18 protein-coding genes are annotated in these 25,811 nt (G+C 54.5%); 8 read left to right on the plus strand and 10 right to left on the minus strand.

The window, feature by feature from the left end:
• Nucleotides 1–66: 66 nt before the first annotated feature.
• The 3 genes from BLT38_RS03975 to BLT38_RS03985 all read right to left on the minus strand — a co-directional run bounded on the left by BLT38_RS03975 (nucleotide 67) and on the right by BLT38_RS03985 (nucleotide 3,237).
• Nucleotides 67–1,077, minus strand: coding sequence for a YncE family protein (locus BLT38_RS03975; RefSeq protein ID WP_083344022.1), 1,011 nt, complete (start codon nucleotides 1,075–1,077; stop codon nucleotides 67–69).
• A gap of 79 nt (nucleotides 1,078–1,156) precedes the next feature.
• Entirely contained in the window at nucleotides 1,157–2,557 is a 1,401-nt protein-coding gene (locus BLT38_RS03980) for a sensor histidine kinase (RefSeq protein WP_083344023.1), read from the minus strand.
• Complete coding sequence (locus BLT38_RS03985; protein WP_083344024.1) at nucleotides 2,557–3,237, minus strand: response regulator transcription factor; 681 nt, start codon at nucleotides 3,235–3,237, stop codon at nucleotides 2,557–2,559. Before BLT38_RS03985 ends, BLT38_RS03980 begins: the two co-directional genes overlap by 1 nt.
• Before the next feature lie 147 nt (nucleotides 3,238–3,384).
• On the opposite strand from BLT38_RS03985, the gene BLT38_RS03990 reads away from it, so the two are divergent.
• The gene (locus BLT38_RS03990) at nucleotides 3,385–4,542 is read left to right on the plus strand and encodes a hypothetical protein (RefSeq protein WP_083344025.1); all 1,158 of its coding nucleotides are present in this window, start codon (nucleotides 3,385–3,387) and stop codon (nucleotides 4,540–4,542) included.
• Nucleotides 4,539–5,744: a hypothetical protein gene (locus tag BLT38_RS03995; RefSeq protein ID WP_083344026.1), complete on the plus strand. Its 1,206-nt coding sequence runs from the start codon at nucleotides 4,539–4,541 to the stop codon at nucleotides 5,742–5,744. Before BLT38_RS03990 ends, BLT38_RS03995 begins: the two co-directional genes overlap by 4 nt.
• Nucleotides 5,745–5,779: 35 nt before the next feature.
• On the opposite strand, the gene BLT38_RS04000 is transcribed toward BLT38_RS03995, so the two are convergent.
• From BLT38_RS04000 to BLT38_RS04025, 6 genes are all read right to left on the minus strand, one after another.
• A complete protein-coding gene (locus BLT38_RS04000; RefSeq protein WP_231966725.1) occupies nucleotides 5,780–7,408 on the minus strand; it encodes a DUF5597 domain-containing protein in 1,629 nt (542 codons plus the stop codon).
• 24 nt (nucleotides 7,409–7,432) lie between these two features.
• Nucleotides 7,433–8,884: a tetratricopeptide repeat protein gene (locus tag BLT38_RS04005; RefSeq protein WP_172838136.1), complete on the minus strand. Its 1,452-nt coding sequence runs from the start codon at nucleotides 8,882–8,884 to the stop codon at nucleotides 7,433–7,435.
• An 88-nt stretch (nucleotides 8,885–8,972) separates the two neighbouring features.
• Entirely contained in the window at nucleotides 8,973–12,413 is a 3,441-nt protein-coding gene (locus tag BLT38_RS04010; RefSeq protein ID WP_231966726.1) for a TonB-dependent receptor, read from the minus strand.
• A gap of 395 nt (nucleotides 12,414–12,808) precedes the next feature.
• On the minus strand, nucleotides 12,809–14,542 hold the full coding sequence (locus BLT38_RS04015) for a glycoside hydrolase family 35 protein (protein ID WP_197674929.1): 1,734 nt from the start codon (nucleotides 14,540–14,542) through the stop codon (nucleotides 12,809–12,811).
• A gap of 226 nt (nucleotides 14,543–14,768) precedes the next feature.
• Nucleotides 14,769–16,340: a sodium:solute symporter family transporter gene (locus BLT38_RS04020; RefSeq protein ID WP_083344030.1), complete on the minus strand. Its 1,572-nt coding sequence runs from the start codon at nucleotides 16,338–16,340 to the stop codon at nucleotides 14,769–14,771.
• Nucleotides 16,337–17,365 carry a LacI family DNA-binding transcriptional regulator gene (locus tag BLT38_RS04025; RefSeq protein ID WP_172838137.1) on the minus strand — a complete coding sequence of 343 codons (1,029 nt, stop codon included), beginning with the start codon at nucleotides 17,363–17,365 and terminating at the stop codon, nucleotides 16,337–16,339. The genes BLT38_RS04020 and BLT38_RS04025 overlap by 4 nt, the downstream gene beginning before the upstream one ends.
• A gap of 175 nt (nucleotides 17,366–17,540) precedes the next feature.
• Here BLT38_RS04025 and BLT38_RS04030 point away from each other — a divergent pair, with 175 nt between their 5' ends.
• From BLT38_RS04030 to BLT38_RS04040, 3 genes are read left to right on the plus strand one after another with little or no spacing between them, the layout of a single operon-like run.
• Nucleotides 17,541–19,346, plus strand: a complete 1,806-nt coding sequence (locus tag BLT38_RS04030) for a CRTAC1 family protein (protein WP_231966727.1) — start codon at nucleotides 17,541–17,543, stop codon at nucleotides 19,344–19,346.
• Nucleotides 19,347–19,361: 15 nt separating this feature from the next.
• Complete coding sequence (locus BLT38_RS04035; protein ID WP_083344033.1) at nucleotides 19,362–21,701, plus strand: tetratricopeptide repeat protein; 2,340 nt, start codon at nucleotides 19,362–19,364, stop codon at nucleotides 21,699–21,701.
• Nucleotides 21,701–22,249 carry a hypothetical protein gene (locus BLT38_RS04040; protein WP_083344034.1) on the plus strand — a complete coding sequence of 183 codons (549 nt, stop codon included), beginning with the start codon at nucleotides 21,701–21,703 and terminating at the stop codon, nucleotides 22,247–22,249. Before BLT38_RS04035 ends, BLT38_RS04040 begins: the two co-directional genes overlap by 1 nt.
• 27 nt (nucleotides 22,250–22,276) lie before the next feature.
• Here the strand turns inward: BLT38_RS04040 and panD are convergent, their stop codons facing one another.
• On the minus strand, nucleotides 22,277–22,639 hold the full coding sequence (panD, locus tag BLT38_RS04045; RefSeq protein ID WP_083344035.1) for an aspartate 1-decarboxylase: 363 nt from the start codon (nucleotides 22,637–22,639) through the stop codon (nucleotides 22,277–22,279).
• A 179-nt stretch (nucleotides 22,640–22,818) separates the two neighbouring features.
• Between panD and panB the strand changes: the two genes are divergently transcribed.
• From panB to coaBC, 3 genes are read left to right on the plus strand one after another with little or no spacing between them, the layout of a single operon-like run.
• Complete coding sequence (panB, locus tag BLT38_RS04050; RefSeq protein ID WP_083346907.1) at nucleotides 22,819–23,733, plus strand: 3-methyl-2-oxobutanoate hydroxymethyltransferase; 915 nt, start codon at nucleotides 22,819–22,821, stop codon at nucleotides 23,731–23,733.
• Nucleotides 23,724–24,596: a pantoate--beta-alanine ligase gene (gene panC / locus BLT38_RS04055; RefSeq protein ID WP_083344036.1), complete on the plus strand. Its 873-nt coding sequence runs from the start codon at nucleotides 23,724–23,726 to the stop codon at nucleotides 24,594–24,596. Before panB ends, panC begins: the two co-directional genes overlap by 10 nt.
• A complete protein-coding gene (gene coaBC, locus BLT38_RS04060) occupies nucleotides 24,593–25,810 on the plus strand; it encodes a bifunctional phosphopantothenoylcysteine decarboxylase/phosphopantothenate--cysteine ligase CoaBC (protein WP_083344037.1) in 1,218 nt (405 codons plus the stop codon). Before panC ends, coaBC begins: the two co-directional genes overlap by 4 nt.
• The last annotated feature ends 1 nt before the right edge of the window (nucleotide 25,811 follow it).

The following is a 25,811-nucleotide window of genomic DNA, read 5'->3' on the forward strand; positions in this document are numbered from 1 at the left end:
CTTAGTCTGAAAAGAGAAGAGTCCCGCTAATCGCGGGACTCTTTTTGTTGGTTGACTTGTATTTTCTTAACGTGAAATCACCAGGATCTCAAAACTTCCCGGAAGCACCGTCGGCCTTGGATGAGGTGTCGCTGCAGTTGGTGCGGGTGCCGCGCCGTATTTCGCTGCCGATAAGAATATGCGGCCTGTTGCGGCGTCATACGCCATGGTTCGTGCGCCTTTCACCGTGGTCACAGTTTGAATCGTCGGATAGTTCGGCTTGGATGTATCCACAACCGAGACTGTTCCTTGTCCATTCGAAGAGAAGGCAAGGTGCAGCTTCCCATCGAAGCCCGCAGCATCTGGGCCGTCGCCAATTGATGCAAGACCAAGGAGCTTGCCTGAGGCGTAATCCGAGATGCCCATCTTGTTCCCGTCGCACACAGAAAAGAGGCGATGTTGGGCGCGATCAATTGCGAGACCCGAGGGAGATTCGCATCCGCTTAGTGGCCAAGTTCCAACAATCGTGTGGCTCTTAGCATCAAGCTTCACAATCTCGTTCTTGTCTTCAATGTTGACGTACACATATCCTTTTCCGTCACCCTGAGGGAACTCTGGCTTGCCGGGAAGTGCGATTGTTGCCACAACCTGATTGTTCGTCGCGCTCATCACGGACACATTCTTGCTTCGACCGTTAAATGCCCACACCGAATTCGTTACTGGCTCATAGGCAATCCCATCGGGGTTTGTACCAACCGGAACCGTGGAAATGATGCTGAGTGACGTGCGATCAAACACCACGATTGCATTTCCGCCACCATCGGAGATGTACCCAGTTTTCCCATCCGGGTTCAGTGCGACACCGTGAGTCCCCTTAAGACCGCTCACAGAGCCAATCAATTTGCCTGTGGTTGTGTCAAGAACCTCAACCTTCGGTCCGTGTGTCACGTACAGCCGATGAGCTGCATCGTCGCTAAGGAGATAATCCCACCCCCCCTCACCTCCAATGGCCCAATGATTACTGACGTGGTAGTTCTGAGCGGTGCAGATGAGGGGAAATAGAAAACAGGCAACGGCCCCAGGTCTTGAGAAGCGCATGTGGTTACTCCGTAAGCAAGATGCGCGCGACCACAAGGGCCGGCATCTTCGAGTGTTCTCCGCGCAACTTAATTCCTGCTTAAATCTCAGCCTGAATTGCGAGTAAAGGTAGTGTTACCGTGACCACGGCGCCTACATCTTTGTTGTTTGTAATGCGGATGCTTCCATGGGCGTGTTCACAGAGAGCCTTACAGATAGAAAGGCCCAGTCCGGTTCCTCCACTTTTTCGGCTTCGGGACGCGTCCCCGCGGTAAAAGGGATCAAAGAGATACGGCAGATCCGCTTCCAAAATCCCTGGTCCATAATCTCGAAAGCTCATCGAAACGGATCCATCCGTGAGCGCGACATTAATCTCGACGCTTGAGTTCTCAGGCGCGTGTTGAAGCGCATTCATCAGGATGTTGGAACAGAGAAGCGATGCATCCTCATGAGCCATGCCGACAAAGGCGGCTTCCGAGAGGAGTGGCCGTGTAACCGATACCCTCTTTAGTTCTGCAAATGCTTTTGCTTGCTGAATGCTCTCGTCAAGTGCCTCGATCAGCTCGCAGGATTCGGTTTCAGCCTGTACGCTTTGCTCAAGCCGCGCCAGAGTCAGCATCTTGCCGACTGTGGCTTCAAGCCTGGCGATATCCTGCATTCCAGATGCTAAGCCCGATTGGTATTCCTCAACTGTTCGTTCCCGCAAACCCAACAACTGCACGGACGACTTGATAATGGCGATGTCTGTCTTCAGTTCGTGCGCAGCATCACTTGTGAAGCGTCTTTGTTGTTCGAATGAGCGATGTAGACGTGCCACCGTTTTCTCGATTGCAGATGCGAGCGGCTGCAGTTCCGTGAAGCGCCTGCTGCTTTCTGGTGCAACAAATGCCCAGCGTTCCGTATCAATTTGATCCGCTTCTTCGGCGAGCTCACGGATTGGGAACAGGAACCGTCGTACCAGCCAGGATAAACAGAGCGCCGTGATGCCTAGCAGGGCAATGGTAGCGATCGCGAAGAATCGTGTCGCTTCAAACACGGCATGCCAGGCCCGTCCTTCCGGCATTCCATATCGAATCACAACATGGTGCGTAATTGCTCGCGGGCTTTCGGGATCGATGATGCGCTCACCCTGCAACGTGTAAAAACGGAAGGGACGCTGATGTACTCGAACCTTTGTTACGCCGCCGGGGTTCTGAGGAAATGCGGGCATGTCCCCCTGCGAGCCTAGGGTCTTTGAATCGTCCGCAACAACGGAATAAATGGCTTGGTCCGGAATAGAGACACCATGAGCGTCTAACTTGACGCTTCCATTTTGTGTCTCTGCTTCTTGAACAGCGCCGAAGAGCGCATTGGATGTTGCTCGCAGATTTGCATCCATTGCCTCGAAGCGAACCTTACGTTCATGATTCGTGACAATTCCGATGAGAACGACCGCAGCGAGAAGCTCCAGAAGCAACACGGTGAGAGTGAGCCTGCGGCTTAGCGATACGCGCGAATTCATCACTGGCTCTCTTTGCCCCGGATTCGGTAGCCCCGATGCCGCACCGTTTCGATGATGGATTCTTTGCCTGGAATGGTGAGCTTACGTCGCAGGTTAAAGATATGCACTTCAATGACGTTATCGGTGTGTTCCCATTCGAAGTCGTAGAGATGCTCAAGTAAGACTCTTTTAGAGATGATCGACTTGGTGTGGTGAGCAAGGTATTCCAGAATGCGGTATTCGGTCGGAGACAAATCGATGATCTCGCCAGCTCGTGTAACCGTCTGCTGCACCGTATCAATCGAGATGTCACCCACCTCTAAATTGGGAGTAGCCGTACCTTTTGAGCGTCGGATGAGTGCTTTTGAGCGGGCCATGAGTTCGCGAAGATCAAAAGGCTTGCCGATGTAATCATCTGCGCCGGCATTCAATAGTTCGATCAGGCTATCTTTGCCCTCTCGCGCCGTGAGGATTAGCACCGGTGTCTTGATGTTGGACCGGCGCATATTACGCAGAACAGTTGTGCCATCACGACCGGGAAGCATCAGGTCCAGAATGATCAAATCGTAGAGGTCTTGTTCTGCACAGTGCGATCCGTCGACTCCGTCCGCAGCATGGTCGACCGCGAAGCCCGCTTCTCGCAAAGCGGCCGCAATGTTTTCGGCAAGGCGCGGTTCGTCTTCTACTACGAGCACTCTCATGAATCTCAGTCTAGACCGATATACCTTAAGCAACGCTGAAGTTTAGGTTCTGAGGGCGCGGACAGAATCGGGAACCTTAGGCCGAAATTCCGGCGCTGATTCCGAAGTTGTCGATGCTGCTGTGCGCGGAGCATACTATCTGCGACTATGTTTCACCGATCGATCCTGCCACAGCAAATTGCTGCTTCGCGGAGAGACTTTCTGCGCGGTGCCATTGGTGCGATTTCCGCCAGCACGGTGCGTAGCGGTTTTGCCGCTCCGTTGTCGGGCATAGTGCAGCCGACGCAAAAGACCATCGTAGTGACCTTTGGCGGTGGGGCACGCGATGAAGAGACGTTTGCAGAGGAAGGGCAGGAGAACATCCCGAATCTTCTTCACACTCTTCTGCCGCAGGGAACATTCTTTACACAGGTGCGTAACGGAGGAATCCTCGGCCATTATGTTGCTACGGCGAGCATTGTTACCGGAGTGTACGAGCGATTCAATAACTTCATCGCACAGCCACCGCCGAACCCCACTTTGTTTGAGTATTATCGTCGCGCGTTGAAGCGGCCAGTGACGGACACATGGGTGATTGCGCCTAGCAATGGCTTCCAGAAGATTGGCGGCAGCAGCAATGCTCGCTTTGGACCGCAGTACGGTGCGGGCGTAATTCTACCCAAGCGTCTTCTCAGTACTGCCATGCAGAAGACGTCCACTGGAGCTGACCTGCAGCATCTGCTGCAGGATAACTACGAGATGCCCGAGTACCAGGTGCTGTCGACATCGCAGGATCGTGAGTTGCATCTGGAAGCACTCGAGTCCACCCTACGCCTCTCGGTGGCAGATTTTGTGAAGCATGCGCAGACGCTGGACAGTGCCGATGAACTCTCGTTGTTTATCACGCGACGGCTGATGGACCAGCAGGCGCCTTCGTTGATGATGTTGACGCTGCATGACATGGACGTGGCCCACTCTGGAGCCTATTCGTTGTACATCGACGCCATCCGCCGTGCAGACCGTCTATGCGCCGAGCTATGGCAGGCAGTGCAGTCGCACCCTGAATATCGCGACCGCACAACGGTGTACATCATGCCGGACTTCGGGCGTGATGCAGACGATGATCCATCCGGCAACGGTTTTCAGCATCACCGGACCGGCAGCGATATGGCGCGGACCACATGGCTGTTGGCGATGGGCCCTCACGTCCGGCAGAACGTCGTCGTGGAACGGCCCATCGAATCAATCGATCTGGTACCGACGGTGGGGTGCCGTCTTGGATTCAGTACGGACACACCCGGTCGCTGTATTGAGGAGCTGCGATGACGCCAGCGGATTTGCAGCCTGCAAATTTTGACAAGTATCCTCCTCTTGCACAGGCGTTCGCCATCCGGCATCTGGGATTGTTGCGTGAGTTGCCGATGAGCGTATGCCCATCATTCCTGGTGCAGATCATTGCGCTGGATACTCGTTTTCCCGTGGAGCGGGAGACGCTAGAGTGGCAGTGTGTTTCGCTGGAAGCCATGGAGCCTCAGCGTCGCGCTTCATTGCTGACCCCCTTACGAGTCATCACATTACCGCCGGAGCTTGAGCGAACAAATTGGGTGCATTCCCCCGGAACATTTGTGGAACAGATGACGGCTTCGCTTTGGTCCTCGGGGCAGATCAATGCCTTCCATGAGGCATCGCGTGCACTTTTCGAGGCGATTCCTGAAAAGACGGATACAACGGATAGGTTGTTATTCATTGTTCTGGGACAAGGAGCAGATGTCTCACGGTCATCGCTCATGCGGAAACTTGCACGACAAGGTATCCGGCTGGAGGGAATCGACGCGGCAAGTGTGAAAGCTCAGATGCTGGCGGAAGTAGCTGACCGAGCCAAACGAACGTCCGCGCCATACACACACTGGTATATCGATGGCGGTGTTGCGTGGGACGTTCCGACCTCTTTTGACCCGGTGGTAAGTACAAGTTATGCGCAGCTTGAGCCGCTCCGGAATCAAGTGCTGGCACAGATGAAATCGATTCTGCAGAGCGGACAGTCTGGCGCGGAGCAGATGCGTACACAGCTCTCGGAAATATCAGCACAAAGCTCTGGCAGTTCGCGCGTCACAACAGATCCGGTCTTACAGCGTTTCTATACAGAGCTATTCACTGAGGGCTCGGGAACGCAGATATTTAGCACGTCGTTCGTTCAATGGGCTGGCAGGGAACTGGCGCGTCGTGCGCAGCCTGCCACTGTGCTGTTACGGTATGGTCCGCGCCAACGCCACCGTGGATTGAACGAGATGGTCGAAGAGCCAGATTCGACGACGCCCGATCCAGAGGGCTCCCTGGTAGATGCAGAGATGAATGCGTTCTATAACTGGATCGCGATGAAGCGGATTACCGCACCGGGGCGCCTCACCACGTTAGCGTGGGCAGAGGGGAGTTCGCGTGCAGTGTTGATCAGTCCGGGCACGAAACCGAACACGATCTCGAGCCGCCCGCTGACCATATCGCAAGCGCTTCGTGCAAAGTACGTCTGAGATCAGGCACATACTCTGCACGAAGCGAATACAAGCTAGAAGGTTCCGAGCCGGATCTTCACAACAGTGTCGGCTCCGCGATGAAAGTTCAGACCACGGTCAGTCTGATCGCCATTCCACAGGCGCATTGGTTTCCATGTGCCGTTTTCGTAGCTACCTTCCTCAGCGGAAAGAATCTGCATACGGATGCCGGGCAGCTTTCCCTCTGTATGAAACGCGACGCTGCTCTCGATTCCCGTCACGAGGAACTCGTCAGGTCCAAGTTGGGCAACCAGCGCGCGGCCTTCATGGTTTGGCGTACCGGGGACACGCTGTCCATCTCGTTGCGGAAACCCAAACCGGACGGATGCTTTCCATTTGCCGAAGTCCAATTCCTGTTCCGGCCGCCCTGGCAGTTCCATTGCAGTTTTCAAGGCTCCCTGAAAGTTCAGCAGAGCAATCTGTCGTGCCATGGGATTCAACAGCGCATAGTTACGCGTGTGTGCTACCGGGCCTTCGCCTTCCTTGAAGGTCCATCCCGTGTCGTCAACGCCAAAGGGAGAGAAGCCGATGGCGCCATGTCCAAGTGCAAGGAAGAAGTACGGCGCATAATCGTCACCGTTACCTGTCTCCGGGATCCAGAGAGCGTTATCAGGTCTTGCGTATGTCTCCAGTACCTTCGTGTAGAACGCAGGATCAGAAGAGTAGACGTCAGGACCAATCGCATCGATCGATGGTGCCAGCGCCTTCCACAACGGAAGCATCCACTGCGTCGGCCCTCCAGATGGATATTGAATGCCCGGATTGCGTACCTGTCGTTCCGGAAGCTCTGCAATGGGATATGAGAGCCAAACGTTGCAATACATGGGAATGTTGAATTTCGCCTTGCCTGCCGCGGCGATTTCATTGATGTACTTCGCCTGGTGATAAGCCTGGAAGGTTTCGTCGGCGTCTCCGCCAAAGACTTCGCTCCAACTACCGGACTTCGTATGCAGCGCACGCGTAAGGTCGGCTGGCACCGCGCCGGCAAACTCACGATTCGACGCAGCGGAAAAATCGCGCGGCGATCCTATGATGCCGGACTCATTCTGCACCTGCACGAGAATGACGGTATGATCGCGCGCATCGATCTCGGCGAGATGCCCCATCAGGGCTTCAAAGGCATGTTTGTCGGCGTCGAGATTTGTCTGCGACTGCGCGGAAAGCACGTCGATGGGATCACCGCTCCGATTAAGCACGCGCGGATACTTTTGCGGATTCGTCTTCACCCACTCTGGAACGTAATGCATGTTTCCGTTCTTCCACGTTCCAAACCAAAGCACGACGAGGCGGAGATTGTGCTCGCGACTGCCTTTCACAAGCTGGTCGACAGATGAGAAGTCAAACTGGCCGGGATGAGGCTCAAGTTGTTCCCAATAGATTGGCGCCTCGATCGTGTTCGCGTGCATGCGTTGCAGAGCGGGCCATACTTTCGGAAGGGTAGAAGGCCATGTGCTTGAGTTGTTGATCTGAGCTCCCAAAACTAGGTACGGAGCGCCGTCAACAAACAATGCATGATGACCATCGTGCTCCTCCATGTGAGGAGCCTGCGATGTTTGAGCCTGGCTTGCAAAAGTGAATGCGCAACATACGGCGGCAACCATGAACCGCATGGTAAAGCGTTGCAGGGCAGAGAACTGAATCATCAAACCTATCCTTTCCATCGGTAGCTAGGGCTGTTTGTCCACAGTAAGGATGCGGACAATCTTCTGCATCCTCAGGCTGTTTGCGTCCTTATTTTCCTGGCGGTATTTCATCTCAAGCTTTACTTCTGCCACAGCCTCTTCGCGCCGTCCCATGCGGGTATATGCGCGCGATAGACGATAGTGCGCGTCAGCAAAATCGGGTTGCAGCGCGATGGCATGTTCCAACGATGTCGCACTTTCATTCCACTGATTGCGCGATTGCTGCAGAACTCCCATTTGATACCAGGCATCTGCAAGCTTCGGGTCTGCATGTAGCGCACTCTGCAGCAGATGTTCAGCTGCTTCTGTATCGCGTGTTTCCGTGGGACGCTGAAGGATGGCTGTGGCCGCGTAAGTTGCTGCGACAGCGTTCTCAGGATGCTCCTTTGCGAAGCTCTCCAGAGCAGCGCACTCCTGCAACGACGCGGCAGTTGTATCAGCGCAGCTACGCCCAAGCATATCCGCGGCCAGTGTGTCGTTGGGCGAGCGTAAGAGCATTGCGTAGAACTCTGGAGCTGCCAACGGATACATCGCGTTGTTGAAATAAGCTGCGCCGAGCGCCAGATGCATGCGCTGGCTCTCAGGAAACTTCTCTGTGCCATACTTCAGGATTTCGATGGCTGGCCCAAACGTGCGATGCTGCAGTAGCTCATTTCCATAGGCGACAATCATTTGCTCGGAAGGATCGAGCCTTGCGGCGGCTTCAAAGGAGCGGGCAGCTTCTTCGTAATCACCAGCGGCTTCGGCGGCTTCACCGAGCAATGCCAGGGCAGGAGCGGATTGCTTCAGACCGTCAGCTGAACGCAGCACATCACGCGCTTCAGATGCACGATGAGCTTGCAGAAGCGCTGACGCCCAGTCCATGCTCAATTCCAGCGGCATAGCTTGGCCACCTGCCGTGAGCGTTGCACTTGCTTTTTGAAAAGCAACCGCCGCATCGGCAGGGCGCTTCGCTTGCATGAATGCCGCCGCAAGAGCCAACTGCACATCCGCCCGATTCGGACTGCGGGATGCGATCCTTTGAAGCACAGGTAGAGCCGAATCCGCATCTCCAGTCTTCAGTTCTGCTAGCGCAAGATTGAATGCAATGGCGTCATCTGTGGGACGAAGAGCGTGGGCCTTACGAAGGAACGGAATCGCAGTTGTGATGTTCTCAGTTTCAGCCAATGCCATGCCTGCGGCGGCTTGCAGTTCAAATCGGCAAGGGTATTTCTTTGCGAGCGCGATGAGATCCGGCTGAGCAGAAGCAACATTATTGGCATCCAGATTTGCAAGCGCTGTGCGCTCTTTAGCCGCGTCTTCAGGTGTTATCGCCTTGGCTGCGCATGTTGATGCACTGGAGTGAGCGACGTTGCTCTTTGTGGAGGAATTCTGCGCAGCAGCCTGCACGCCTATGAGCGTGAGTGCAACCGAAGAGATGAGTAAGATGCGGCGCACGAACCTTCCGTACAAAACAAGATAGTTGCTTAAGCAGGAAATGCAGCCGGTCTCCCGGCTGCATTCCAGTGTAAGCAGAGCAGACGCGTTAGAAGTTGATCTTCGCTGCGAACTGCCAGAATCGTGAGTCTGGATAGAACTGTCCCAGACTGCGGGCTGAGGTGATTTGTCCACCGCCGGTTCCGATGTTGGCATCGGGGTTGCCGTAGGCAGGGGTGTTGAGCAGGTTGAAGTAATCGGCACGCAGTTGCAGAGAAGTTTCACGCCAGATGGTGAAGTTCTTGAACAGCGAACCATTGATGCGCTCGTAGCCCGGACCATACACCGAGTTGCGTGGCGATCCGAGGTAGCGCAGGGCAGCAAGCCCACTGACTTGTGTACCCGCAGGGACGGCTGGTGGATTTACAAAGGCGCACGGGTTATACCAGTGCTTTGGTGTCCGCGTCTGTGTGGGGCAGGAGTACCCAGCCAGATCGGTACGGCTCGCATCAGGTGATCCGCCGCCTTTGAACGGATTGCCGATGAGGTACGGGTGCGTGGTTGCACCGGCTTGTGTGGTGACACTGCTGTTCATGCTGAACGGATTGCCCGTCTGCGCGATGAACGTCAGGCTGTTGGTCCAGCCGCCAAACACCAGATTCATGAAGCCAGGATGGTTACCAAACTGGCGTCCCACACCATATGGGATGGCATACGAACCATTGATGGTGAAGCGTTGACGAACGTCGATCGGAGAGTTGCTGTAATCAGCACCGATGCCGATCAGGTTCGGGTTGCGATACCCCGCATCGCCAGTGCTGCCCAGCGGTGTGGGAGAGTTATCGAGTGCATGTGCGTAGGTGTAGCTGGCCAGGAAGCTAAGGCCATTGTTCATACGTTTATCCAGCTTTGCCTGGATCGAGTTGTAGTTAGAGGCTCCCGCATACGAGCTATAGGATGTGCCGCCGATCGTCGGGAACGGACGATACGGTGTTACGTCCACGCCGGGTGCCAACAGAGACACGGGGCCATTCTTGTCGGGGAACACGATGAGGTGGCGCGAGTTCGATCCGACATAAGAAACGCTGGCAGCAAGCGTACGCGACAGCGAATATTCAAACGATACGTTGAACTGCTGGCTGTAAGGTGTCTTTACCTGTGCATCCGAACCACGAAGGGTGGGATTCGATACGGAGTTCTGTAGCCCTGCATTGATAGCGTCCGTGAAGCCTCGCTCCAACGTAATGCCGTTGTTCTGGCAATTTGTCGTGGTGCAGGCTCCGTGCAGGGTAGTGGAGTTATATCCAGACTCAAATTCGAATGGATAGTTGAGACCAAGATTCGGGTAGTAGCCCGCGCTCTCGAGGCCACCGAAGAAGATACCGTACCCGGAACGCAGGACAAGGCGATCCGTAACCTTGTAGGCGAATCCGACGCGCGGTGCAAAGTTCGTCTTCTGCGGTTGAACCAGGAAGCGGTTGCCGGTGTACTGGATACTGATTCGGTTAGCAGCCAATGTATTTGTGAAGCTAGGCGCTAACGTTGTTCCGGCTTGCGAAGTAGGCAAGAGATACGTGCCCGTACCAGAACTGGCGCCGATGCTATTCGCAATGAAAGCAGCCTGGTGATCGTGGCGTTCCAGATAGGGTTGCGCATATTCATAGCGCAGACCCAGGTTTAACGTGAAATTCGGCGTGATCTTCCAGTCGTCCTGGAAGTAACCCGCTCGGATCCAGCGAACGTCGTCTGTAGTAGCGATGTTGGTTACATACGCTGTGTCCATGTTGTTGGTAAGGAAGTCAGCAACGCCGGAGCCGCTGTATGCGACGCCACCCACCGTCGGAGAACCCTGTGCTGCCGTGAACTTACCGGTGAAGTTGTAAGCACCGCGAGGTTCAATTGGCTGCAAAGTAGAGAAGCGAATGCGTTGGAAACTGACGCCGATACGCATGCTGTGGTTCCGAACGATCTTCGTGACGTTATCCAGGATCTGGTAAACGTTTTGATACTCGTTCGTGGGAGCCCATGTGGGTGAGCCGAAGGAGGAGATGCCGGTAACAGCAACGTTGGGCAAACCTCCGTTATTTGCACCACCGGGAATTCCGCCGAGGCCAATGCCGGCCGCAACGCCACTCGTGTTGGTGTTCGGAGGATTGAAACCGAAGTTGCCGTAGTTATAGCCAAACCGGATTTCGTTTACGAAATTCGGATTGAAAACGTGCGTTTCACTTGCCGCGAGTGCTTCGGACAGATTGACGATTGTGCCCGTGTCACCGAAGCCGCCGCCATCAAGTATGTTGCCGAACACCGGAGTGCGCGTGCCTGGCGTGTTGGAGTAGCTCGTACGAACAAACGCCTGGTCCTTCTGTGAAGCGTTGTAGTCCATACGGATGTCGAACTGCGTGGTGTTATCCACCGCGTTTCGGTTGCTGAAGAAGTTGTTGCTGATCAGACCATTCACGCTCTGATTGGGAGCCGGATACATCTTGAGGATGTTCAGAGCGGTCTGGTTGATCTGACCTGGGCATAGGACGTTGAGCTTGCCATTGCATGAAAGTGGAGTGGCAATGTTGCCGGAGTTGGGTTGTACAAGCTGCACGGGTGTGGCGCCGGTCAGGTTTGTGTTCAGTAGTTCCGAGAAATCGCCTTGCCGCATCAGCGCTGTCGGAACAGTGTAGTTTCCGCTCTCGCCAAAGATGATGCGGTTCGCTTCAGCATCGCCGAAGAGGAAGAGTTTGTCTTTGATGATGGGAAAGCCAATCGTTCCGCCAAACTGGTTCTGGCGATACTTCGGAACAACGCGATTGCCGAAGGATGCCCATTCGTGAATATCGAACGCATCGTTACGGATGTATTCCCATGCGGAACCGTGAATGCGATTGGTGCCTGACTTCACAGATACGTTGATGACTGCACCCGCAGAGTGTCCATATTCGGCACTGTAGGAGCCAGTCTGAACCTTGAACTCTGCCAGTGCTTCCGGTGGCGGCTTCACGCTGTAAGACGCACCGTTGAAGAAGTCCACCACGTTGACGTTGTTATCGACGCCATCAAGCAGGAAGTTGTTTTGCTCAGAACGCATGCCGTTGGCAGAGAAGTCACCCTTACCAGAACCACGCGAACCGTTGCCCGGCGCGATACCTGCGGAAAGCTGCGCGATGAAGACGTAATTGCGACCATTCAGCGGCGTGTCCACGATGGTTTGTGCATCCACAACCTGGCCCGTCGAACCGTCTTCGGTCTGCAGTAGTGGAGCTTCGGTGGTTACCTGAACGGTCTCCTCGGAGCCAATCGCAAGGCCAATGTTCACACCGGTACGTTCGCCCACGTGAAGTTGCACATTGTCCTGCTGCTTTGTGATGAAGCCGGGGGCAGCCACCTTCACGCTATAGCGTCCGATCTTCAAAGGCGAGAAGGTGTAAATGCCTCCCGCGTCGGTCTTATCGGATTCGGTAAATCCCGTGTCCACGTTTGTGACGGTGACAGAGGCGTTGGGCACGACTGCGCCCGACGGATCGGTCACTGTTCCGGTGATCGTGCCCTGATCCACTTGGGCATGAAGTGGGGGAATCGTGAGAAGTAGTGCTACTAGAAAAACAGCCCATATCCATTGCCTGTTTCCGCAATGGGTTTCTAAATAATCCCTGCTTGCTTTCATGCAAATTGACCTCAAACGGTAAGAGGAACAAGAAGTGATGCAGAGCCTCTGAATTCGTATACAAAAGGGCAGCTCAGAGCCTCTGAATTCGTATACATCTACGTGGCCAGAGAAACTACTCAGCCGAACGATACAGTGTCAAGTACATTATTTTGAGTCGTCTCAAAGGCTGAATGTGGGCTGTTGGCCTCTGTCAGGCAGGCGACTGTGCGTACACGACCAGCAAAAAACGGGGCGCACCCGAAAATGGGGTGCGCCGCTAAGTTTTTTACTGTTTTCAGGTCGGTTTATTGCGACTCACGGCTATGCGTTACGGAGCCGTACACAGGGTCTTGAACCGTGGTCAGCGATTCGTGTTGGCTATCGCCCTCAAGGTCAAACCAGGTGATGCGATTCGCTCCTGTGTGTAGCCATGGGGCCGGCGTATACAGGGTGAATTGCGGACCAATTGACCAGAAGCGACCCTGGTTGTGGGTGCCTAGCCAGAGTTGTCCTTTGTGAAGTCCACGCGTGTCGAGGAATGTATCCGCAGGGCGGTCAACCGTCATAGCGGTTCGAAAGAAGCAGGGACCAATGCAAGCGCTAGAGCGGAATTGCAGGTGTGAGAGATCCTGCATGGGAAGCGAGAACATCTCCCACTTCTTCACTTCTGTATCGCCTAGCAGCACCTTTCCCGTGATTCCAGTGCGTTCTGTCAGGATGGCGTGTGAGTAGTTGACGCGGCCTGTGTTCTCGACAAGAATGTAGAGCGCTGCGCCATCACGAATGCCTGAAGGCAATGTCACGGTGGACTGATCCAGTCTGCGGTCGAGAGTGCCGACCTGCTTTCGATCGACATAGACCACGGCGTAGTCATGAAGGCCGCTGATGGTGAGCGTACCTTTGGCGTGTGCAGGCAATGTGGAACGATAAAGCACGTAGCCGAAGTTCTGATCCAGATCTTCGAAAGTGAGTGGCGTTTCAGAATGTACGGGCTGAGGCAGATTGTCCCAGAGAGACGCCGATTCCTTTACTGCAGCGATCGGGAAGACACGACGTCCCGAACCTTTCGGCACTGGCATTGGCTTCGTGTGCGTTGCAGTCGCAATGGCTTGTTGCAGCAACGCGTACTTGTAACGAGGCGAGCCAGATTCATCCAGCGGCGCGTCGTAGTCGTAGCTGGTTGTATCCGGATGGTAGTCCTTTCCGGTGTGAGAATCTGCGCCGTTCATCCATCCAAAACTGCTGCCGCCATGGAACATGTACATGGAGACGGAGTAACCGTGCTCCAGCATCCACTGAAACTCCTGCGCCTCCTTGCGTCCGTCAGTTTCGTGATGTTCTTCGCCCCATTTATCGAACCATCCGGCCCAGTATTCACCCACCATGCGCGGTCCGTTAGGGCGATATTTCTCCAGCATTGCGGTGGAGGCGGCTGCGTTACCCGAGCCGAAGTTCACAGCGGCGGGAAGATCTGGAAGCGACCCTTTTGCAAGGTCTGAAGCTTGATTCGATGTGAACATGAGGCCATCGCCAAGCCCTGCACTCACCATGTCATCCTTCACTTGCCGTAAATAGTTCAGGTCGTCTCCGAAGGCTCCATATTCGTTTTCGACCTGGATGGCGATGATGGGGCCGCCGTTCTTCAGCAGGAGTGGCTTCACTTCGGTAGCCAATCGCTTAAACCAACGCCGCACGGCCGCATGGTATGCGGGATTTGTGGATCGCAAAATAAGCGAGCGGTCTTTCAGAAGCCAGGAGGGATAGCCGCCAAGTTCCCACTCAGCGCAGACGTATGGTCCGGGACGCAGGATCACATTCAAGCCTTCGGCCTGCGCTGCACGGAGAAACGCTGCGAGGTCATTCTGCCCGCTGAAATCGTAGACTCCGGGATGCGGTTCATGCAGGTTCCAGAAGGCATATGTGGTGATAGTGTTCAGCCCCATGGCCTTTGCTTTTCGTAGCCGATCGCGCCAGTATTCACGGGGAATACGCGGATAATGCATCTCGCCTGAAATGACCTGGTAAGGCTTACCGTCCATCAGAAAGTCTCGCCCGGAGACAGTGAAGGTATGAGCCGGCGCACGTTGCGCCTGAACATGTTGTGAAAGAGCTGGGAAGAAAACTAATGCACATACAGCAAAGGCAGAAACGCGGAGAACAGGCAAAGTCATTGGAATACCCGTAAATTGTGAAGATTGTATACGGATTCATCATTTGCGGTCCGACCAGTGATATCAGGGTGCGTGTATCGGCGCCCTCAGGCTGCTAGAACCACCGCACGTTGAACCAAACGCATGCGATAAGTAACAGCGCGGCCAGCAGCACAAGATATGCATTCGTGCGGGAAACAGTCACGGTGTTCCATTGAAGACGGCCAGCCGCAGCAACATGTTCTCGTGGGCTCATAAGCCATGCGGCAATTGCTGCGATCGTGAAGGCATAGACTGCGGAATGGAAATTGGCCGTCATTGTGCTGCCGTAGTGCAGCCATTCGCGCGAGACGAGCACAGAATGTGCGAACGAAAAGCTGGAACCCAGGAGAAAACCAAGGATGGCTCCACGTTCGTTTGTTCTACGCGTCAACATTCCCAGCAGAAATACTGCCCAGAAGGGTGCGGCGAACACGGAGAAGATCAACTGGATGTGTTCCATGAGGTCACGGAAGAGAAAATTCAGATACGAAGCCGACAAGCTCAGCAGCGTCGCAGCCAGAACTGCGAAGTGTCCCATACGGAGATAGTGGCGATCGTCACGGTTCTTGCAGATCGTGGTGCGATAGATGTCTTCCGTCCAAAGTGCAGCGAAAGCCGAGACGTTGGATGCGAGACTCGACATGAGACTTGCAGCAAGCGCAGTTAACCCCAGCCCTTGCAGCCATGGTGAATAGAGAACCGTCATCATCCGTGGCAGAGTGCGGTCATAGTGTTCCGCGGTTTGTGGCAGAACATGCAGGGCTGCGAGACCCGGAACAACGACCAACAACGAGAAGAACAGCTTGCCGAATCCAGCCCATAGGGGAACCTGTCGGGCGTCGTTCTCAGTCCGAGCGGCGAAGGCACGCTGCATCATGACAAAGTCCGTGCACCAGTAGCCAAAACCGAGTACGAAACCCAGACCTGCCACCACGCCGAAACCGTCCATGCGTGCTTGCGGTGCGAAGGCTTGCATACCGTGCCACAGGTGCAGGTTTTGCGACACATCGGATGGCCCAGGAAGGTGCAGAAAGTGAAAGCTGCGCAGGGCGAGTGGTAGCAGACCCGCCACGATCACAAAGAACTGGAAGAGCTCGTTGTAGATGGTGGCCCGTATGCCGCCGAGGAAGACATAGACGATTACGATGGATGCGCAGCAGAGAATGCCCCATTCAAACGTTATGCCAACCGTGACGGTAAGTACCTGTGCCATGGCATACAGGCTGATACCAGACAGCAGAAGCATGATGCATGCGGTGACACATGCGTTCAGCAGTCGCATGCGTGGCCCGTATCGCACCATCTGATATTCCGGGACGCTGGTGATGCCGTTGTGCAGATAGACCGGCATCATCCATAACGAAAGGAAGATCATGCCGGGGATGGCACCGATTAGATAGAAGTGAAACGCAAGCGCGCCGTAATGCGCAGCCATGGCGCTGAGGCCGACAATCTCCAGCGCACCGCAATTGGAAGCGAGATAGGCGATGATGACAATGGGCAATGGCAGAGCGTGCGAGGCATTCAGGTATTCGCCGGCCGTGGTGAATCGCCTGCGCGACTTCCAGCCGATCAGCATGGTGATGAGGCCGTATACGGGCAGAAACCAGATGCCTAAACCAAAGCGGGAAATTCCGGTGATCATGATTTCCGGCGCGATGTTTTGCTGGTCCGCTCTCTGCGCCGCGGTGCGCCCGTTGTCTCACGCACGATCAGTTCTGTTGGAACGGAAAGCTGGACGCCTTTGCTTTCAATATTGGCTTTTGAGAAATCGAGCGCCTCAAGGCAGACTCTCGCAAGTCGTTTGCGCGGTGTACGAATCGTCGATAACGGAGGCTGACAGACCTCAGTGAGAAGAATGTCATCGAGGCCGATGATGGAAAGATCGCGTGGAGCAGACAGGCCCAGTCTGTGTAATCCATGCGTGGCTCCCAGAGCTGTCAAATCGTTTGCTGTAAGGATTGCTGTGGGAGGCTCAGCTTCCTTCATCAAAGCGGTTACCTCACGTTCTCCACCGGAAACGCGGTAGTTTCCAAGGCGCATCAGCTCAGGATGCAAGGTTAGTCCTGCACCGCGAATGGCTAGTTTGAAGGCATTTGCACGGACCTCTGAGGTGTGAGGACCCTTCATGCCACCGATGTAGCCGACGCGAGTGTGACCCAGTGATACCAGGTGGCGGACAGCTTCCGCGAACCCGAGTTCATAGTCGATTGAGACATCGCTGCAGCCCACATGAACGGTTCTGCGATCCACCGTGGTTAGCGGAACACGTCGCCGCAGCAGCGGCTCGACAGACTGTGTATCGAACTCGGAAGCCATCAGTACGGCGCCGTCAACTTGCCGCATGAGCATCCGGCGGATGGACTTCAGCAGCTTCTCCGCTGTCTGCGCGCTGGTAAGAAGAACTTCGTGATCAATCTCAACCAGCAAATCTTCAAATGCTCCGAAGAACTCCGCGAAGAAGGGATTCAGCATATCCGGGACGATGAGTCCGTAGGTTTTGCTGCGCCCATACTTCAGCGTGGTGGCACTTGGATTGGGGATGAACTGGACTTCTTCCAGCACCTTGCGGACACGTTGCGCGGTGTCTTCGCGGACGATCGTGGAGCCGTTGATAACGCGCGAAACCGTGGCACTTGAAACTCCCGCCCGCCGTGCGATCTCGCGCATGTTCATATGGCATCCACTATAACCGGACATGTTTGGAACCGATTTGCCCGTTGTGGCGGGTATCGGGACCGTGATAGGTTCTATGCTCGTCTGCACATCACTGCTGCAATTTCTGATCGGCAGGCATTTCAGGACCAGGTGTGTTCCTTTGAGATTGCGCTTTTTGTGTTGCCTGATGTTGTCGTCCTTGGCGGTGGCCAAATGCCACGCGCAGGGAGGATCGTCCAGCGGACCACCGGCTGCGCCTGTCTATGGCGAGGACCACAAACCCATCACGGAAAGCGGTTTCGTTAAGTCCGGCCCCGTTGTTTTTAAAGAAGATGCGGCGACCGCGGGCCTGACGAGTTGGCACCACACCATGGGAACACCGGAGAAGTCATTGATCCTGGAGACGACTGGTTCGGGTGTGGCGATGATCGACTATGACCGCGATGGTTGGCTGGATCTCTACTTCGTAAACGGTTCCACGTGGGATGCGGAGAAGGGCAAGGCACGCGCGCCGCATGCCGCGCTGTTCCATAACAATCATGACGGAACCTTCACGGATGTGACAGCAAAGGCTGGCGTTGCGAATGATCGTTGGGGCTTTGGTGTCGCCGTCGGCGACTACGACAATGATGGTTGGCCCGACCTTTACGTTTCGAACTACGGTAAGAATCGGCTGTATCACAACAACCATGATGGTACGTTCACTGACGTTGCGGATAAGGCAGGAGTCACGCTCGGCAACTGGTCCACTGGTGCCACCTTCGGTGACTACGATGGCGACGGACGGCTGGACCTGTTTGTGCCCGGTTATGTTCATTTCGATATGAATCATCTGCCGCTGTCGGGCACTGCTGAAGTGGGATTCCTGAACTGCTCGTTTCGCGGAACGCACACGATGTGCGGCCCGAAAGGGCTTCGCGGCGAGCCAGACCATCTGTTCCACAACAATGGTGATGGCACGTTTACCGACGTAAGTGAAAAGGCTGGTGTCGCGGATAAGAAAGGGAATTACGGTTTCAGTTCCACGTTTGTTGACATGGATGGCGATGGCAAGCAGGATCTGCTTGTTACCGATGACTCATCGCCGAACTATCTGTATCGCAACAAAGGCGACGGCACATTTGAAGATGTCAGCCTGATCTCGGGCTTCGCGTTAAACCAACAGGGGCGCGATCAGGCCAACATGGGACTAGCGATTGGTGACTACCGCAACAATGGTTTGCTTGATCTATACACGGGTACTTTCTCTGACGATTACAAGCCGCTGTTTCGTAATGAAGGTGATTTGAACTTCTCTGAGATCACGCCGGAGATGGGACTTGCTGCGGCCACTTACCCTTTTCTAACTTGGGCGACCGGATTTATTGATTTCGATAACGATGGCTGGAAAGACATCTTCCTGGTCAATGGTCACGTATATCCGCAGGCGGATCATTCTGACTGGGGCACGTCGTTTCGACAAAGGCCGCTGTTGTTCCACAACACAAATCAGGGAACGAAGTTCATCATGATGCCGCCAGTTGTGGGGTCGGGACTTGCCGAAGTGATTCCGGGACGCGGTGCAGCGTTCGGCGATCTGTTTAACGACGGCAGGATTGATGTGGTGATTAACAATCTTGATCAGTCGCCATCATTGTTGCGAAATGTCGATAACAATACGAATCACTGGGTGGGACTACAGCTTGTAGGTTCAGGGAAGTCACCGAAGGACGCTACGGGAACAACGGTTTATCTGACTACTGGAAGCTTGCGGCAGCGTGGGGATGTGCTGAGCGGCGGAAGCTATGAATCGAATAATGATCCCCGCATTCACTTCGGATTTGGCAGTGCGAACAGCGTTGACGGTTTGGAGATTCACTGGACTGATGGAAGTGTAACGAAGCTTAAGTTGCCAGCGGTCGATCGCTTTTACACCATTGAAGAAGGGCGTGGGATTGTTGCTGGAGTGTACGATTCTCCTGCGCCAGTGCAGGCTGTTTCGAAAAACAAATAGACGAACACTATCGCTATGGAACGACGTCTTCATCCGCAAACCGCAGGTCGCATCCTTCTCGGATTCGGGATCCCCGCTCTACTTGTGTTCGCACTTCTTCCGGTTGGAAAGACGTTTGCAGGACAACAAAGTGCAACAGCAAATGGGGCTGCGGTACCTCAGTACACTACACCGGTTTATGTGCCTGCCACGATTCCTGCTCATGCGGAATTGAATCCAGAACGGAAGAAATGGGCTGACATGATTCGTCGGAGCTATGACTTTGGCGTGATGTCAGACAACATCTCGTTGCCCGGCAATGCGCAGGTGGAAGGCGGAGACTTTATTCAGCCAGGAGCTTTTCCTACTGCGCAGTATTGCGGATATTGCCACAAGGAAGCCTTTGCGGAGTGGCGTCAGTCATTGCATTCCAACTCATTCCGTACGCCGTTTTATCGCACCAGCGTCAATATTGTTATCAACACGAAGGGTATTCAGTTTTCGCGTCATTGCGATAGCTGCCACAACCCCATTGCGGTGCTTTCAGGAGCGTTGACGAAGAACTCGATGGTGGATCGTCGCTTTGATCAGGACGGTGTGACCTGCATGACATGTCACTCCATTGGCCAGGTGCAATCCACGCTGGGCAATGGTGGTTATGTGATGAGCGTGCCTTCCGTCATGACCGATGCGCAGGGCAATCGCATACCTGGCCAAGTGCCTTACAAAGATATCCTCGCGCATCCTGATCGTCATGCCGCTGCTGTGATGCGTCCGCTGATGAAGCAACCCGAGTTCTGTGCCGCATGCCACAAGGCGAATCTTCCTGACTCGCTGAATGAGTACAAATGGATTCGCGCTTTTACGACTTACGATGAGTGGCAGAACTCCAAGTTCTCAGAACAGAACCCGCTTACGTTTTACAAAGGGAACTACCTGGCCTGTCAGGGCTGCCACATGGAGCGCTTTGATGCAACTCTTCCAGAGCCCGGAGCCAAGCATGGCAGTTTTGCATCGCATCGCTGGACTGCAGGAAATACTGCAGTGCCAACGTACTACGGATTCAATGAACAGATCGACAAGACGCTCGCCTTCCTGAAACGCGGAACCTTCCTTAACGTTGACCTATTCGGTGTGAAGGTCAATGGCAGTAAGGAGCTTGTGGCACCGCTGGGCGAGAGGAACTTCAACGTAAAGCCGAATGATGTTGTGGAAGCATACGTTGTTGTCCAGAACAAGAACATCGGTCACTCGTTGATCCCTGAGGTACGCGATCTTTTTGAAGCATGGATGGAGTTCGAAGCCAAAGACGCTACCACTGGCAAGGTGATCTATCACAGTGGTTACCTCAAACCCGACGGATCGCTGGACGAATCAGCGCATAGCTTCACGAATCGTCCTGTGAACACTGGCGGCACTTTCGTCGACAACCATAAGGTGTGGACGATTCATTCCATGGCCTACGACAACACCGTTCAGGCGGGGCGCTCTGTCCTCGTACGTTACGAGTTCCGCGTACCGGCCGATGTGAAGCAGGGTGTTTCCATTACGGCCCGCGTTAACTATCGGCACCTTCGTCACAGTTATACCGACAACATCTTTGGTAAGGGGAGCGGCTACAAAGAATTGCCGGTTGTCGAAATCGCTTCACGCACTCGCCTTCTTTCGATGGGAGACAATCATCCGGAGCGCGCTGCTGCAGGTGATAATCCTGCGTGGATGCGCTGGAACAATCTTGGCATCGCGCTGCTGGATCAACTGCAGTATGGCGACGCTCTCAACGCCTTTCGCGAAGCCGTAAATCTGCATCCAAGCGATGCGGACGGCTATACCAACATGGCGGTCACAAACATTCAGTGGGAGAAGTTTGCACCAGCCCGTACTGCACTGGAGAAGGCTTTGGAGATAAGTCCAGGCAATGCGCGTGCCCTTTATTACCTTGCCCTAGTGGAGCGGCGTGACGGTAATACATCGCAGGAGATCGCGGATCTTAAGCAGGTCGTCGCGCAGTATCCACGTTCCATCGACGCGAGAAGGGAACTGGGCGTTTCTTACTACCAGTCCGGCGATCAGAAGAGCGCTATGGAACAGTTCCAAGCTTTGCAGAACATTGATCCCGATGACGTGGCGGCACATTACAACCTGTCGCTGTTGTATCGCCGCAATGGAATGAAAGACAGTGCCAAGCAGCAGGGAGCGCTCTTTGCTCTTAAGAAGACCGATCCTGGCGCCCCAACATACTCGCAGGATTTTCTGCGGATGCATCCGGAGATTTCTACCGAAAGCATTCCGTGGCATGTTCACTCGAGTCTGCATCACACGCATCCCACGGACGGCAGTGCAGTGACGGAAACACCATCGGGGAGTCTGCACTGATGCGCACTTCTCTGCGTTGGTTCACGTTGATGCTCTTCGTGACCCTTGTCCATGTTGCGCGTGGGCAATCATTGTGTCCGTGGCTGAATCAGGCAACCGCTGGCGGTGCTCTGGGAGCCGACGTGTCCATGCACGTTACGTTATTGCCACAGCCATCACATCCCGCAAGATCGCCACAGCCGGCATATCCAGCAAGTGATCCACGGCCAGACGGCATGTGCGAGTTCTCGACGCATGATCAGCGGTCGACTCTGCGGATCCAGGTCGCGACGATGGCCAATCCGAAGAAGCAGTATGAAGCTGCCATCCGATCTTCCTGCCCAGGCACATCCCATGTGTTGATCGGCGTGGGGAATCAGGCGATTACGTGCTCTACATCTAGCAACGGTGGAGTTGAGGACAGAGTGGTGGCATACGTCCGTAACCGCCTCATGCTATTGCGATGCAATCGCACATCCGTGACCACAATCCACTGGCAAGGGAGCGACGTAACCTCAGAAGCGGTTGTGCAGGCCCTCGCAGAGCAGATTGCCGGCTCCATGTACTGAAATTTCTACGCAAACTAACTCTGATCCCTATGCGTTGGGAAGTGGCTTATTGCTCTCATTCAAAAGAACGACACGAGGCGTGTGTTCTTTGGCGGCGCTTTCTGGCATCCATGAGAATGCCGCAATGATAATCAGGTCGCCTACCTGCGCAAGCCTTGCTGCCGCTCCATTCACCTGAATTTGCCCTGTGCCTGCGAGCTGGGGGATGGCATATGTTTCCCAACGTTGGCCGGTATTCACGTTCCACACATGTACGGCTTCGTTCACCAAAATGCCTGATTGATCAAGAAGATCCGTGTCGATGCCGATGCTGCCTTCGTAATGAAGATCCGATTGCGTCACCGTTGCACGGTGCAGCTTGGACTTCATCATCTTCACACTTGCTTCCATAACCCTCCGGCTAGTCGCTGCTCATGTGAGCGGTCGCCTGCCAAGGTTAAGTGTAAAACGTGTGTCCCAAAGACTCTACCCACGCCGAGGGGCGTGGCTTTGAACCTTCTTCTCTCCCGCAGCTATACTTGTGGTACGGGCTGCATCCGCACATTGACGGAGTGGCACCTGGAGTTGAGATGAGTCAGACAGAGATCAGGGACGCTCTGCGCCCCGCGGTTGTGACAAAGGTCACGCCGCAAACGCTATTGCAAAGCAAGCGCGCTTTTACTCCCCTTACAGCTCTCACAGCGTACGACTATCCGACAGCTCGACTGGCGGATGAAGCAGGAATCGACATGATTCTTGTAGGCGATTCCGTTGGTACAGCTGTTCTCGGATACGACAATACGCTTAGCGTGACAATGGACGACATGTTGCATCATGCACGTGCTGTGCGGCGGGGAACGCAACGCGCATTGCTTGTTGTGGATATGCCTTACGGCAGCTATCAAGTTTCAGTTGAAGATGCATTGAGAAACGGATTGCGCTTCCTTAAAGAGAGTGGAAGCGAAGCCGTCAAGCTGGAAGGCGGGATCGCTTATACACCGCACGTGAAGGCACTGACGCAGGCGGAGATACCCGTTGTTGGGCATATTGGTTTGACTCCACAGTCAATCCACCGCATGGGAGGGTATCGCGTGCAGGGGCTATCAGAGTCAGCTGCGATGCAACTGCGCGATGATGCGCTGGCACTCGAAGATGCTGGTGTGATTGCGTTGGTGCTTGAGGGCATACCGAGAGAACTCGCTGCTCAAATCACAGATTCGCTTTCTGTCCCAACGATTGGTATTGGTGCTGGCCCTGATTGTGACGGTCAAATTCTGGTGTTCCATGACTTGTTCTCTCTGTCGTTCACACGAAAGCCGAAGTTCGTACGCTCCTTTGGCGACGGTCGATTGCTGATGGAGCAGGGGATTAGAGATTTTCGTGATGCAGTTGTTGCAAGAACATTCCCGGATGATCGCGAGAGCTACCACATGCCCAAGGCCGAGGTATCTGGGGAACGTAGCGCTGCTTCTACGGAGCAAAGAGAATTGGCAGCATGCAAATAGTCTCATCGCCGTTGGAAATGCGTGCTGCTTGTAAAGCCTATCAACGCGCCAAGGAACAAGAGACGATTGGCCTGGTGCCGACGATGGGTGCTCTGCACGAAGGCCATCTTTCATTGGTCCGTGCTTCACGGCAACGCTGCGATCGTACCGTAGTCAGCATCTTTGTTAATCCATTGCAGTTTGGTCCCACGGAAGATTTGGCACGCTATCCGCGCACATTTGAGCAGGACTGTCGGATGTTGGAAGAAGAAGGAGTTGATTTCCTTTTTGCACCTTCGCCTGAAGAGATGTACTCACCTGGATCGGAAACCATCGTGGATGTTCCTGTAACTGGCGGACGGTTGGACGGTGCTTCTAGACCAGGACACTTCCGCGGTGTTGCTACAGTAGTCGCGAAGCTCTTCAATATCGTGCAGCCTGATTGCGCTTTCTTTGGAGAGAAGGATGCTGCGCAGGTTGCGGTGCTTCGCAAGATGGTTCGCGATTTGAATTTTGATCTGAATCTGATCGTTTGTCCGACCGTTCGCGAAGCAAGTGAATTGGCAATGAGTTCAAGAAATCGCTACCTCAACGAACAAGAACGCGTTGAAGCCAAAACCCTTTCGCGTTCACTTCGTGCGGTTGCTGATGTTGTACGGCAAGGGGAACGACGTCTTCCGGTGATACGTGAGACGCTGCGCGAAACTCTTGCTCATTCGAGCTTATTGAAGGTGGATTACGCAGATCTCGTCGATCCAGAGACCTTGGCGGCTGTGGAAGAGGATAAGTTGCCTGCTGAAACGCTTGTTGCTGTCGCAGGGTGGATTGGTACGACGCGTTTGATCGATAACTGTACGTTGCGGATCGATGGAGCAAACGAATGAAGGTCATCCTTGGGGTATGTGGGGGAATCGCAGCCTACAAATCTGCAGAGCTTCTGCGTGAGCTTCAGCGGCGTGGTGCAACTGTGCAAGTGGCGATGACTGAGAATGCAGAGCGATTCATCACGCCACTAACCTTTGCTGCGCTAAGCGGTTCAAAGGTGATGACGTCGCTCTGGCAGACCTCTCACAATGACAATTCTACGGGCGACGGAGAAGCTTTCGACATCGAGCACATTCAGGTGACTCAAGATGCTGATGTGTTGGTCGTGGCTCCGGCCACGGCAAACATGCTGGCGAAGATGGCGCATGGATTTGCAGATGATTTTCTATCGGCAGCCGCTTTGGCCGCCACGATTCCGATTGTGGTTGCACCCGCGATGAATCGCCATATGTGGGATCATCCTGCAACGCAAGCGAATCTGGAGATGCTACGACAACGTGGTGTCCACATCGTTGAGCCAGGCAGTGGCGAACTTGCTTGCGGAATGGTAGGTGCCGGACGGCTCGCTGAGCCGAGCGTGATCGCAGATCGCGTTTTCGCCGTGATAAAGCGTACTCAAGATCTGGTGGGTGAAACGATCCTGATCACTGCTGGAGGAACACGTGAGCCCATTGATCCTGTTCGATTCATCGGGAATCGTTCCAGCGGAAAGATGGGAGTGGCACTTGCTGAAGCTGCGTTAGATCGTGGTGCGAAGGTGATTCTTGTGGGTGCATCAATGGCTGTGCCTGCACCACCGCGATGTGAATCGATCCGAGTGACCACAGCGCAGGAGATGGAGGCTGCTGTCCTTAAGCTTCTTTCTGAAGCGTCCATCGTCATCATGGCTGCTGCGGTCTCGGACTATCGTGTGGTGTCTCCTGCGCCGGAAAAGCTTAAAAAGAAAGCCTCGCTCGAACTGACGCTGGAACCAACGCGAGATATTCTTCGCCAGATTGCGGAGCAGCGACAGGAAGGCACGATCGTTGTTGGGTTTGCCGCAGAAACGGAGAATCTACTTGAAGAGGGAAGGCGGAAGCTCCACGCGAAAGGCGCTGATTTGATTGTCGCGAACGACGTCTCGCAGGCAAACAGCGGATTCGAATCTGACGTAAATGAGGGCGTTCTCATCTCTCGTGATGCAGAGGAAGTTGTACCTCGGAGTTCAAAACGAGAGATGGCAGACCGCATTCTGGACTGGGCACGATCAGCTGCACGCGCTCGCACTATATGAC

The organism is Terriglobus roseus, from assembly GCF_900102185.1.
In the GTDB taxonomy this organism is placed as follows: Bacteria; Acidobacteriota; Terriglobia; order Terriglobales; family Acidobacteriaceae; genus Terriglobus; species Terriglobus roseus_A.